Origin of the sequence: Aeromonas sp. BIGb0445 (assembly GCF_024809075.1) — a bacterium.
Taxonomy (GTDB): Bacteria; Pseudomonadota; Gammaproteobacteria; order Enterobacterales; family Aeromonadaceae; genus Aeromonas; species Aeromonas rivuli.
This window is the reverse complement of record NZ_JANUES010000001.1, coordinates 17,491-30,655: the sequence shown is the minus strand read 5'-3', so window position 1 is coordinate 30,655 and position 13,165 is coordinate 17,491. Positions and strand designations below refer to the sequence as shown.

The window sequence follows — 13,165 nt, the reverse complement described above, 5'->3', positions numbered from 1 at the left end:
AAGGGCGCCCCGCATTGCCGCGGCGCCCGCTTTTCTTCACAGAGCGAGACACTGAGATGACACTGGATCTGACCCTATTGCTCAACCTCTCCAAAGAGGAGCAGGTCGCCGCCCTCGCCCCCCACAACCGTGAGCTGGAGGCCATGAGCGCCCCCGAGCGGGTGCGCTGGGCCCTGGCCAATCTGCCAGGACAGCACATCCTCTCTTCCAGCTTCGGCATTCAGGCCGCATTGATGCTGCACCTGGTGAGTCGCGAGCAAGGTGACGTGCCCGTGGTGCTGACCGATACCGGCTACCTCTTCCCCGAGACCTATCGCTTCATCGACGAACTGAGCGAACGGCTCAAGCTCAATCTCAAGATCTACCGCTCCGAGCTGTCCCCTGCCTGGCAGGAGGCCCGTTTCGGCCTGCTGTGGGAGCAAGGGGTCGAGGGGATCACCCGCTACAACCAGCTCAACAAGGTCGAGCCCATGGACAGGGCGCTGCGGGATCTCGGCGCGCAAACCTGGTTCTCCGGTCTGCGCCGGGAGCAGTCCGACAGCCGTGGCAACTTGCCGGTGCTGGCCATCCAGCGCGGCCGTTTCAAGTTCCTGCCGGTGATCGACTGGAGCAACAAGGACGTCTTCTATTACTTCAAGGAGTTCGACCTGCCCTACCACCCCCTGTGGGAGCAGGGCTATCTCTCGGTGGGCGATGTCCACACCACCGCCAAGTGGGAGCCGGGCATGAGCGAGGAGCAGACCCGCTTCTTCGGACTCAAGCGAGAATGCGGCCTGCACGAAGAGAGCGGCGAGAACGACGGCTCCGGGATCTGAGCACCGGTTTACCCCATGAAAAAAGGCCCGGATCATACCGGGCCTCTTCATATTCGGCTCACAACTTGCGGCCGAGTCGCTTCTCTATCTGGCGCCGCTCCCAGTCGGGGCCGAGCCACTTGGGCAGCTTGAACAGATTGAAGGCGTGAGCCGTCAGACCTATGCCCCAGCCCAGCATGGGCCACCAGGCCCAGATATGCCCCGGGCTGGTCACCAGATTGATGACCCACAGCAGGCTGATCACCAGCCCATAGCTGATGAGGTGGCCGTAGAATCCCTTGAGATCCTCGACAAACTTCATCGCCTCGCGCTCTTCCAGCGACACCCCGGATCCCGTCTCCATGCTTGTTTCCCTCATCTCGCTCTCCTGCAGTTGACTGATATCGAGTTCGAAGACGGCGGCCAGGGCCTTGAGGGATTCGAGGCCGGGGGCCTGCCCCCGCTCTATCCGTTGCACTGTGCGGACACTCAGCCCCGACATGGTAGCCAATTGATCCTGTGACCAGCCGCGCTGCAATCTCAACTTCCTGACAATCATCGATGAACTCCTTGTGGTATTGACGAGAGCAAGCGTACCCGGCCTGGCAGTAATCCTTGACGACAGCGACCCGACATCTGCGCGACAGCCTTTTTAGATCAACATCTTATAGAATAAGCTGCACAAATAAAAACGCCCGGCTCAAGAGCCGGGCGTGATCGGATGACAGACTGCTGACACCTATTTGGCGGCGCGAGCCTCCGTCAGCCACTGCTTGACCAGGCTATCATGCCCCTTGATCCAGGCATCGGCGTGCCGCTCTATGTCGGCGGGCTTGTTCTGACCCTGCTTCATCAGGCTGTTCTGGACGTTGATGTCGTTGATGGGCAACTTCATCTCGTCAAACAGTTTGGCTGCCGACGGATTGGCCTCGGCGAAGACGCGGTTGGCCACTATGTGCATGGTGTTCATCTCGAAACCATAGTTCTTGCCATTGGCCAGCTTGGTGTCGCCATCGCGGCCATCCGGCAGCGCGGTGAAGGGCACTTCCAGCCAGACCACATCCTTGCCCGGGATCAGATCGCCACTGACCCAGTATGGGGTCCAGGTGTAATAGAACACCGGCTTGTGCTCCTTGTAGCGGGTAATGGTGTCGGCAATGATGGCCGCATAGTTGCCCTGCTGGTGAGTCACCGTCTTGTCCAGGTCAAACGCCTTGAGTTGATGATTGATCACCCCCTCACAGCCCCAACCCGGATTGCAACCGGCCAAGTCGGCCTTGCCATCGCCGTCACTGTCAAACAGGGCCGCCAGCTTGGGATCCTTCAGTTGCGCGATATTGGTGATGCCGTACTTGTCGGCGGTCAACTTGTCGATGAGGTAGCCCTGGGCCGCCCCCGTCACATAGGTGCCTTCACGATAGAACTTGGTGTCACCGCCCGCTTTTTCGTATTTGTCCTTGTGCAGCGGATCCCAGTTGAACGCGAGGAAGGTCGCATCGCCGCTGGCGACCGAGGCATAGCCCACGTTGTAATCCGCCTCTTTGGCGGGTTTGACGTCATAGCCAAGCTCGCCGAGCAGCTTGCTCACCAGCAGGGTCTGAAATGCCTCCTCCGGTACGCTGCTCTGAATGGGTTGCACCGGGACGCTGGCCATGGCGGTGGTGCTCAGTAACAGGCTTGCCAGGGTCAATCCCTTGGTGATGGCTCTCATAGTATTTCTCCTTTGGTGTGATTCTGATGATGGCGCCCGAACGGGGCGAGCAGCAGGCCGACGGGGCCTCGCTGATACCAGCGACCGGTACGCTCGGCGCTGGATTGGCCCATGGCCTGGGTGAGACGGTCGAGCACTATGGCCAGCAGCACTATGCCGAGCCCGCCGACCGAGGCCATGCCCATGTCGAGACGGCCTATGCCGCGCAGGACCATCTGGCCCAGCCCGCCCACCGCAATCATGGAGGCGATCACCACCATGGAGAGGGAGAGCATCAGCGACTGGTTGACCCCGGCCATGATGGTCGGCATGGCCAGCGGCAGTTGTACCTTGAACAGCAGTTGCCGTGGGCTGGCACCAAATGAGTGACCCGCCTCGATGAGATCCGCCGGTACCTGGCGAATGCCGAGTATGGTCAGCCGGATCATGGGTGGCAGGGCGAAAATGATGGTCACCACCACCCCTGGCACGTTGCCTATGCCAAACAGCATGACGATGGGGATCAGGTAGACGAAGGCTGGCGTGGTCTGCATGGCATCGAGCAGGGGCCGGGTCCAGGCGGTGGCCCGCTCGCTACGGGCCAGCAAGATGCCGGCAGGCAGACCGATCAACATGCAAAACAGCAGGGAGGTCATCACCAGGGCCAGGGTGACCATGGCATCGGACCAGGCCCCGATGAGGCCAATCCCGATGAGGGAACCCAGGGTGCCAAGTGCCATGCGCCCACTGACCAGCTGCCAGGCGATCAGGGTCAAGAGGCCCACCATCAGGGCGGAAGGCACGCTCTGCAGCGCCTGGGTCAAGGCGTTGAGGGTCACCTCGACCGGTGCACGAATCACCTGGAACAGGGGTCTGAAGTGGGTCACCAGGACACCGATCCCCTCTTCAACCCAGACATCGAGGGGCAACCAGGCCTGCTGGAAAGGATCCAGCAGATCCAGCGCCGGTTTTTCATCCGCCACGGTTATCTGGTTCTGCCAGTCGTTGCTGGCGACCGCGGTCTGGGTAGTGCTGCCCCAGGGATCCGCCTCGGCTTGCGTCGTCGGGGTTTCGGCCCAGGGGTCCGGAGCAGCGCCAGGGGCTTCGTCGGCCCAGGCTGGGTGTGCGGCCAGCAACAGGGTCGCCAGGCAGAGGGATAACAGATGCTTCATGCCGGGGTACTCCTGTCCAGGGTATTGAGCAGATTGGCCTTGGAGATAAGCCCCAGATAAGTACCATCCTCTTCGATCACCGGCACCTGACAGGGTGCGGCTGCCACCTGACTGATCAGTTCATGCAAGGGGGTATCCGCCAGCAAGGGGCTCACCTCCTCGAGCAGGGCCTGATCCAGGCTACCCTTGCTCGCCACGGCACAGGCCAGAGAATCGAGAGAGACGACACCGACGAAGTGTCGGCTGCGATCGATCACATAACCAAATTCCCGCTCCTGCTCCTTGAGCTGACGCAGGGCGTTGGCCGGGCCATCCGTGATGTGTTTCTTGATGAGCGGGGTCTGTTTGCGGCTGGCGATGTCACGGGCGCTGAACACATTGGCGAGATCCACGCCGCGAAAGAAGGCACGCACATAATCGTTGGCTGGCTGACTCAGGATCTCATCCGGGGTGCCGACCTGGATCACCTGGCCATCCTGCATGATGGCGATGCGATCGCCGATGCGCATCGCCTCGTCCAGATCGTGGGAGATGAAGACGATGGTGCGCTGGTGATTGGCTTGCAGCTTGAGCAACTCGTCCTGCATCTCGGTGCGAATGAGGGGGTCTAGCGCGGAAAACGCCTCATCCATCAACAGGATATCGGGGTCATTGGCCAGGGCGCGGGCCAGGCCGACCCGCTGCTTCATGCCACCGGACAGAGCGTCAGGATAGGCGTCCGCCCACTTGTCCAAACCTACCTGAGCCAGCGCCTGACGGGCACTGCGATGACGATCGTCCTGGGATACCCCAGCCAGCTCCAGACCAAAAGCGGCGTTGTCCAATACCGTCAGGTGCGGCATCAAGGCGAAGGATTGGAACACCATGCTGATCTTCTTTCGGCGCACCTGACGCAACGCCTCATCCGAGATGACGGCGATGTCTTCACCATCGATCAACACCTGTCCTCGGGTCGGCTCTATCAGCCGGTTGAGCAGGCGTACCAGGGTGGATTTGCCAGATCCCGACAACCCCATCACCACGAAGATCTCTCCTTCATGGATCTGCAGATTCACATCATGCACACCGAGGGTCTGCCCAGTCTTTTGCAAGATACCGGCACGATCATCACCCTCTTCCAATAACTTGAACGCCTTGTCAGGTTGCTCTCCAAAGATTTTATACAGGGTCTTTACTTCCAGTTTGACTGTCATGTTGCCCTTTTCTAATTGATTAAAACTCCATCGCCATGGCATGGCCATGGTGAAATTCACTTTATACACTAAACAATTTTTGAGTGAATTTAAAGGCTAAATAACACCCACAAACCCACAACAACCAACTAAACCACTGACTTTAAACTACAAAATACGATAACAACAATTTCCATTGTCAGGTTGATGCACCAAACCAGAAGCTTTTGACCATAAAATTATTTAATGTTCTAAACGAAATTTAATGCTTGAGCCTCAGAGCATCAAATTCCTGGAACAGATGCCTCTTTTCCACCACTGCAACAGGAGGGCCTGATCAGCCGCCCCGAAGCAGGCAGAGCCAGCAATGGGCAGAAAAAATCAGGAGGAAAAAGGGATGAAAATCAGGATAAATTGATAAAAATCGGCAAAGTTGCCGCTAAATGCCAGAAACGTCGAACATATGAATGATTGCCGAAACCAATGGGATGACGTGCCGTGGATGGCAAGAATGAGACCTAAGGTCAGAAGGTCAGAAGGTCAGAAGGTCAGAAGGGAATAAAAAGGGTGGGGAGGTCTGTCAATCGCGAGTGAAAACCCGGTGTATATACACCGGGTTTGCGGGCCATCAGAGCGAGCGCATTACCTCGGCACCCAGGGCGAAGGAGTGCAAGCGGGCCTGATGATCGAAAATGGGGCCATTGAACATGAGTTCATCGGCCCGAGTTTCGGCCAGCAATGCCTGAATACCATGACGAATGGCCGCTTTATCACCCACCAGGGAGCGAGACAGCGTCTTCTCCATGGCCACCAGCTCATGGGGTGCCCAACCGGTCAGCTCCTCGACCGGCGCCGGCAATTCCCCGGCATCTCCCCGATAGAGCCGCAAAAACTGCTGCTGTACTGTGCTCAGCAGAAAGCGGGCCTCGGCCGTGCTCTCGGCGGCAATCAGATTGACGCAGACCACGGCATAGGGCTTGGGCCAACGCACCGAGGGGCGGTACTGGCTGCGATAGATCTCCAGCGCTTGCGACAACAGCGCCGGGGCAAAATGGGAAGCAAAGCCGAACGGCAACCCCATGGCCGCCGCCAACTGGGCGCTGTAAAGGCTGGATCCGAGCAGCCAGACCGGCAGTTTGAGCCCCAGCCCCGGCACGGCACGTACCGGGCCCGGCTCATCACCGAAATAGGCCATCAACTCTGCCACATCGGCGGGGAAATCATCCACCTCACCGATCCGCTGACGGCGCAGGGCCTGCATGGTGCGCTGATCCGAACCTGGTGCCCGGCCAAGACCCAGATCGATCCTGCCCGGATAGAGGGATTCCAGGGTGCCAAACTGCTCGGCGATCACCAGAGGAGAGTGATTGGACAACATGATGCCACCGGCGCCCAGGCGCAGGGTATGGGTACCCGCAGCCAGATGACCAATCAGCACCGAGGTGGCCGCACTGGCGATCCCCGGCATGTTGTGATGTTCGGCCAGCCAATAGCGGTGATAACCCCAAGCCTCGGCCTGCTGGGCCAACTCAAGGGAGCGACGGAAAGAATCGGCGGGGCGGGAACCGACGGGGACAGGCACCAGATCCAGTACCGAATAGGGAACACCCATGACTCACTCCTGTGGATGAGAAAACCCCCACTCTATCACTAGCTCTGAATGAGACACAATCATCCATCACTGGCGATCTCGATGCCATGAGCCACACTCATTGCTGGCCAACCATGGATGAGTGGCCATCACAAGGATCTGGACCATGAGGCAATCCGGCTCACAACGCCGCCCTTTCTATGTGCATATAGCCACTCTGTTTATCGGCCTGTTCTGTCTGTTCGGTGCCCTCTTGATACTGCAGCAATTCGCACAGCATCGTGCTCAGGGCATGGCACACGAATATCAAAATTTTCAGCAATATAGGGAGCGGTTGGCCCTCGCATTGCAGCTCAACGAACGTCCCGCCCGAACCAGTCTCAAGCTACTCAGGGCCGGTTCACTGATGCAGGCAGACGATCTGGAGGCCCGACTGACATTTTTGCCCCAGCTCATCGAAGTACTGGCCAGCAACCACGGTTATGGCGCCATCTATGTCGGCTATGACAACGGTGACTTCTTTCTGGTGCGAACCCTGACCGAGCGAGTCAAGGCGCAGCTGGGTTCACTGCCAGAAGGCAGCAACATTCTGGTGCAGAGCCTCGCCAGAGGCCAAGGCGACTACCTCTACTATGATGCCCGCCAGCAGTTGATTGCCCGCCAGCCCATCCCCGACTACCAGTTCGATCCCCGCGCCAGGCTCTGGTATCAGCAGGCGCTTCACCACAATGGCATCACCAGCACAGCCCCCTATCTCTTTTTCACCACCAAGGAGCCAGGCATCACACTGGCGATGGCCAGCCAGGATCGCAAAGCGGTGATCGGCATCGATGCCAGTGTCGAGCGCATCTCGGCACTCATCGGCAAGATGCAGCAGGAGGGAACCCAACTGGTACTGTTCGATCGTCATGCCACCCTGCTGGCCACGGATCCGGCCCAACTACCCGGCTACGACAGACTGCGAGTTCTCCCCAAGATCTCGACCCTGAGCGATCCCGTCTTTACCCTGTTGCAGCGCCGGCTGAGCGCCGAACCCGAACTGCTCAAGGGCCGCCACGCCCTGACCCTCGACGATCCAGAACGGGGGGAGTGGCAGGTCAACCTCTCTCCAGTTGGAGAGGGATCGTCCTACTACCTCGGGCTGCTCATCAGTAGCGAACGCCTGTTTGCGGATGCCAAGCGTCAGGCCTTGCACAATCTCGGCAATGCCCTGCTGGCCTTGTTGCTCATGCTGCCTATCATCTGGTTTGCGGCCAGACGCACGGCCACCCCTCTGCTCGCCCTGACCCGAGAGGCCGAACGTATTCAGCATTTCGACTTTAGCGAAGGGGAACATACCCACTCCTCCATTCAGGAGATAGAGGATCTCTCCCGCACCATGTCAGGCATGCGCCTGACCCTGGGCAATTTCATGAACATGGGCAGAGCCCTTGGCGCCGAGCACGACATGGATACACTGTTCAAATTGGTGCTCAGTGAGACCATATCCGCAGCGGGTGCCATCGGGGGAGCCCTCTATCTGGTCGAGTCCGGGCAGTTGCGGCCCGTCAGGGCCTTCTGGCAGGGTCAACTTCTGCAGCGGTTCGATGGTGCTCCCCTGCTGCGCCCCGTCTTGCAGGGCGAGCGGGTGAGTCTGGCCCTGGAGAGCGGGATATGGCATCGCCATCTGAGTGGCTGGGGGGATTATCCGGGCCCAGGACAGCTGGTAGCCGAACCCTTGCTCAGTCACAACCAGGAAGTGACCGGGTGTCTGCAGATCTTGTTACCCCCCTGCTCCCCTGATGAACTGGCGGCTCGCATCAGTCTGATCGAGGCACTGGCCGGCACCTCGGCCTCGGCCATCGAAAATCAGCGCCTGCTCGCGGAGCAAAAGCAGTTATTGGAGTCCTTCATCGAGCTCATCGCCGGCGCCATCGATGCCAAGAGCCCTTACACGGGCGGCCACTGCCAGCGCGTCCCCGAGCTGACCCGGCTGCTGGCCGAAGCCGCGAGCGCAGAGCGCCATGGCCCCTTTGCCGATTTCCGTCCCAATGCCCAGGAGTGGGAAGCCATCCACATCGCCAGCTGGCTGCACGACTGTGGCAAGGTGACCACCCCCGAGTTCGTGGTCGACAAGGCAACCAAGCTGGAGACCCTCTACGACCGCATCCACGAGATCCGCACCCGCTTCGAGGTGCTCAAGCGCGATGCCCACATCGCAGCCCTGAGTGAACAGCTGTCAGAGCAGCAGTGCAACCTCGCCCGCACGGCCGTGGCCCCGGCCTGGGCAGAGCTCGATGCCGAGTTTGCCTTCGTGGCCGAGTGCAATCAGGGCGGTGAGTGGATGGCACCCGAGCGGCTCGAGCAGTTGCAACGGATTGCCAGTCGCAGCTGGCTACGCACTCTGGATGACCGGCTTGGCATTGGCGTCGAGGAGTTCAAACGCCATGGCAGGGCCCCACTTCCCCTGCCCTGCCGCGAATCCTTGCTGGCCGACAAGCCCGAGCACAGGATCCCCCGCCCCGACCACGATAGACTGGAGGCTGACAATCCCTGGGGCTTCAAGGTGAAGGTACCCGAGTGCCTCTATGATCGCGGCGAGCTCCACAATCTCGGCATTCGACGGGGCACCCTGAGCGAGGAGGAGCGCTACAAGATAAATGAACACATCATCCAGACCATCAGGATGCTGGAGCGGTTGCCCTTCCCCCGCCACCTGAAACAGGTGCCAGAGATAGCGGGTGGCCATCACGAAAAGATCGATGGCAGCGGCTATCCGAGGGGGCTGAACCGGGCGCAGATGAGCATACCGGCCCGCATCATGGCCATCGCCGACATCTTCGAGGCGCTGACCGCGAGCGATCGTCCCTACAAGTCAGGCAAGAGTCTCAGCCAGTCCCTCGCCATCATGAGCCAGATGGCCAATGAGGGTCACATTGACCCGGATCTCTTCTCCCTCTTTCTGCGCAGCCGTATCTGGCAACAATATGGCCAGCGCTTCCTGGACGAGGCGCAATGCGATCAGGTCAATCTGGCCGCCTTCTCCAATCCGGGGCCGAGTGAGCCGGCCTCGCTCCTCAGGTCCCGGGATCTCAAGCCTTCCCGGCAGACCAGCAAGCGCCCTCCCCCTGGCTGACACAACAGGTCGCCGGGCTATCCGCCCTGGGACGGCCCCCCGTGACTAATGAGGGGCAAGTTCGACACTCATCAACTCCTTCATGCGAAACTTCTGCAGTTTGCCGGTGACCGTCATGGGATACTCATCCACGAAACGGATATAACGTGGCACCTTGAAGTAGGCGATGCGGGCCGACAGGAAGTGTTTAATCTCCTCTTCATCGGCATCACAACCGGGCCTGAGCTTGATCCAGGCACAGACCTCCTCGCCATAGCGATCGCTGTCGATGCCAAACACGGCGGCATCCTGTACCGCAGGGTGATCGTAGAGCCGCTCCTCGACTTCCCGGGGATAGATGTTCTCGCCACCCCGAATGATCAGCTCCTTGCTGCGCCCCACGATCTGCACATAGCCTTCGCTATCCATGACCCCTATGTCGCCGGAGTGCAGCCAGCCCTCACCATCTATCGTGGCGGCCGTCTTGGCCGGATCCTGCCAATAACCGCTCATGACGTTGTAGCCACGGCAGCAGATCTCCCCCTTCTCCCCTATGGGCACCGTCTCACCGCTGGGGTCGACCAACTTTATCTCGGTATGGCCGATAGCCCGTCCGACCGTGGTGACTCGCTTGTCGAGGGGACAATCCACCGCCGTCATGTGATTGATGGGGCTGCACTCTGTCTGACCATAGGCGATGGTCACCTCGGTCATGTGCATCAGGGTCTGCACCCGTAACATCAATGGCTCCGGGCAGATGGCCCCGGCCATGATGCCGGTACGCAGGGAGCCGAGATCGAACTCGGCGAAGTTCGCAAGCTCCAGCTCGGCGATGAACATGGTTGGCACCCCATGCAAGGCGGTACAACGCTCCTCACTGACCATCTGCAAGGTGATGGCGGGGTCGAACGCCTCACTGGGGAAGAGGGCGCAGGCCCCCACACTCAGACAGACCAGGTTGCCGAGCACCATGCCGAAGCAGTGATAGAGGGGCACAGGGATGCAGAGCCTGTCGTGCTCGGTCAGTCCCATGCCGGCGGCAACCAGCAGACCATTGTTGAGTATGTTGTTGTGACTCAGGGTCGCGCCTTTCGGGCTGCCCGTGGTGCCCGAGGTGAACTGGATATTGATGGGATCCGAGGCCTTGAGCCCGGCAGATACCCTTTGCAGGGCGCAAGCATCCTGTTCATCGCCCAGGGTGAGCAGGGTGTCGAAGTTGAGCATGCCCGGGCTCTTATCCTCCCCCAGGCGCACCACCCAGGCCAGACTCGGCAAGGCGGCCGCCTTGAGAGAGCCGGGCGCTGAACTGTCCAACTCAGGGGCCAGCTCGGCCAGGATGGCAAGATAGTCGCTGCCCTTGAATCGGCTGGCGCAGATCAATGCCTTGCAGCCCACATTGTTGATGGCAAAGGCCAGCTCCTCACGGCGATAGGCTGGATTGATACAGACCATGATGGCGCCGATGCGCGCGGTAGCAAACTGCACCAGGCACCACTCGATGTTATTGGGAGACCAGATACCGACCCTGTCACCGGGCTGTATGCCGATGGCCAGCAACCCCTTGGCCAGGCGATCTATCTGCTGCGCGTATTCACGCCAGTTCCAGCGGATCTGTTGATGGCGCACCACCACGGCGGGCCGGTCCGGGAAGCGTTCGACTATCCCTAGCAGGTAGTCACCTATGGTCTGATCAAGCAGGGGGGCATCGGTCGGGCCGACGCGATAGCTGAGCGGTGCGGGCATGGGGGGCTCCTTGCCATAAGGGGAACGACTGGCCTACGGCTCGGCTGGCAACATCGCGATGACGAATGTTACGTTAATGTAAAGTCATGGGATTGCAAAGCCCACTTTGGTCGAACAGCTGCCTGAGCGGCCGCTGCGGTTGCAAAAGACCAGTTCGATCACAGATCGGCAGAAAATATATATAAAAAACGGACAGCCAAGGGACTGTCCGTTTTTTTAGCCGTTTTTACCAACACGCTGGTTCAGAACAACAGATGAGCCATGGCGGCAATGACCGGCAGGGTCACCAGGGTACGCAGCAGGAAGACCACAAACAGCTCCCACAGCTTGACCGGGATCTTGCTGCCAAGCAGCAGAGCACCCACTTCCGACATATAGATAAGCTGAGTCACCGACATGGCGGCGATGACGAAGCGGGTCATCTCGCTCTCTATGCTGGACGCCAGGATCGCCGGGATGAACATGTCCGCGAAACCGACCACTATGGTCTTGGAAGCGGCTTCGGCCTCCGGCAGTTGCAACAGCTCAAGCAGCGGTATGAAGGGAGCACCCAGCCAGTTAAACACGGGCGTATGCTCGGCCAGCAACAGGGCACAGGTACCGATCGCCATCACCACCGGCAGCACGCCAAACACCATGTCCAGGGCGTTCTTAACTCCTTCCCGCGCCACGGCACCAAGGTCAGTCACGCTATCGGCTTTCTTGAGGGCACGCTCGAAGCCATAGCTCACCAGACTGTGGTCGTGGGGCACCGCCTCCTGCTTGCGGCACAGCGGAGTGCCATCGGCATAGACATCCTTCTTCCAGGAGAGCGGCGGCAGACGCGGCACTATGATGGCAGCCACCACACCCGCCAGACAGACGGTCAGATAGAAGGGCACGAACATATGCTCGAGCCTGACTTGCGAGATGACCACCAGGCAGAAGGTAATGGAAACGGCCGAGAAGGTGGTGCCGATGACGGCGGCTTCTCGCTGGGTGTAGAACTTGCCTTCATACTGCTTGCTGGTCAGCAGGATGCCCACGCTGCCATCGCCGAGCCAGGAGGCGAAGCAGTCGACTGCGGAGCGCCCCGGCAGACGGAATACCGGACGCATGATGCGGGTCATCAGGGTGCCGACAAATTCCAGCAGACCAAAATCCAGCAGCAGCGGCAACAGCAGGCCGGCGAAGATAAACACCGAGAACAGCACGGGCAACAGGTCATGCAGCACCAGACCACCGGTCGCATCGGAACGCAGTGCCTCTGGGCCCACTCCGAAGAAGGTCAGCAACGCGAAGAGGCCGCCCAGTACTCGCACCATGGCCCAGAAAGGGGACACGTTAAACAGGGCATTGAGAAAGGGGCGACGTACCAGGATCGCAGGCTTGAACAGCCAGGCAACCAGGGTCAATAGCATGGTCGTGGTGATCAAGGCGCACACCACGGCCACCAGGGAGTCGGCGAACACCGCTTGTACCGTCTTGGCCAGCACAGCCACGGGGATGGTGATATTGCCGTCATAGAGCACAGGCGTCATGAACAGCAGGATCCCGATAAGTGACGGGATCAAGAACATCAGCAAGTTACGGCGCGTATTTACCGCAGGAGCTTCGAGGGTCTTTTCCAACATGAGATTACAGCCTTAATGTTACTTTTCCTTAGCCAGGTCGCCTGCATACTCATGCCCCGCCCAGCAAAACGGGCGAAAGAATACTCTAAAAAAATGCACAAACAAGCTTTTAATGCATAATTTTAAGCATAAGTATTTTTCAGACGAAGCTTCCATAAGAACATCCCCAAACAGATATGCATATCAATTCATGACACAGTGTTAGCATATTGTTTCAAGCAGGTTACGTTCAGGTGCGCAGTATAACCAGCTGGCGAGGACAGGCAAGAACAGGCATCACAAATACATCTACTGGT

General features: G+C 59.4%; 9 protein-coding genes. 2 read left to right on the top strand and 7 right to left on the bottom strand.

The window, feature by feature from the left end; translation table 11 throughout:
• The first annotated feature begins 56 nt into the window (after positions 1-56).
• Positions 57-815, top strand: a complete 759-nt coding sequence (locus M2367_RS00140) for a phosphoadenylyl-sulfate reductase (RefSeq protein WP_224431165.1) — start codon at positions 57-59, stop codon at positions 813-815.
• Between the two features lie 58 nt (positions 816-873).
• On the opposite strand, the gene M2367_RS00135 is transcribed toward M2367_RS00140, so the two are convergent.
• The 5 genes from M2367_RS00135 to M2367_RS00115 all read right to left on the bottom strand — a co-directional run bounded on the left by M2367_RS00135 (position 874) and on the right by M2367_RS00115 (position 6,440).
• A complete protein-coding gene (locus tag M2367_RS00135) occupies positions 874-1,353 on the bottom strand; it encodes a 2TM domain-containing protein (RefSeq protein WP_042040951.1) in 480 nt (159 codons plus the stop codon).
• A 180-nt stretch (positions 1,354-1,533) separates the two neighbouring features.
• Positions 1,534-2,505 (bottom strand): glycine betaine/L-proline ABC transporter substrate-binding protein ProX, encoded by a 972-nt coding sequence (proX, locus tag M2367_RS00130; RefSeq protein WP_224431166.1) that lies wholly within the window; start codon positions 2,503-2,505, stop codon positions 1,534-1,536.
• A complete protein-coding gene (gene proW / locus M2367_RS00125; RefSeq protein ID WP_259235446.1) occupies positions 2,502-3,656 on the bottom strand; it encodes a glycine betaine/L-proline ABC transporter permease ProW in 1,155 nt (384 codons plus the stop codon). The genes proX and proW overlap by 4 nt, the downstream gene beginning before the upstream one ends.
• A complete protein-coding gene (gene proV, locus M2367_RS00120; RefSeq protein ID WP_042040954.1) occupies positions 3,653-4,849 on the bottom strand; it encodes a glycine betaine/L-proline ABC transporter ATP-binding protein ProV in 1,197 nt (398 codons plus the stop codon). Before proV ends, proW begins: the two co-directional genes overlap by 4 nt.
• A gap of 607 nt (positions 4,850-5,456) precedes the next feature.
• On the bottom strand, positions 5,457-6,440 hold the full coding sequence (locus M2367_RS00115) for an MsnO8 family LLM class oxidoreductase (protein ID WP_259235445.1): 984 nt from the start codon (positions 6,438-6,440) through the stop codon (positions 5,457-5,459).
• Between the two features lie 145 nt (positions 6,441-6,585).
• Between M2367_RS00115 and M2367_RS00110 the strand changes: the two genes are divergently transcribed.
• Positions 6,586-9,534 (top strand): HD domain-containing phosphohydrolase, encoded by a 2,949-nt coding sequence (locus M2367_RS00110; RefSeq protein ID WP_259235444.1) that lies wholly within the window; start codon positions 6,586-6,588, stop codon positions 9,532-9,534.
• A gap of 45 nt (positions 9,535-9,579) precedes the next feature.
• Here the strand turns inward: M2367_RS00110 and M2367_RS00105 are convergent, their stop codons facing one another.
• Positions 9,580-11,256 carry an AMP-binding protein gene (locus tag M2367_RS00105; RefSeq protein WP_259235443.1) on the bottom strand — a complete coding sequence of 559 codons (1,677 nt, stop codon included), beginning with the start codon at positions 11,254-11,256 and terminating at the stop codon, positions 9,580-9,582.
• Between the two features lie 242 nt (positions 11,257-11,498).
• Positions 11,499-12,869, bottom strand: a complete 1,371-nt coding sequence (locus M2367_RS00100; protein WP_042040957.1) for a YjiH family protein — start codon at positions 12,867-12,869, stop codon at positions 11,499-11,501.
• Positions 12,870-13,165 lie beyond the last annotated feature (296 nt).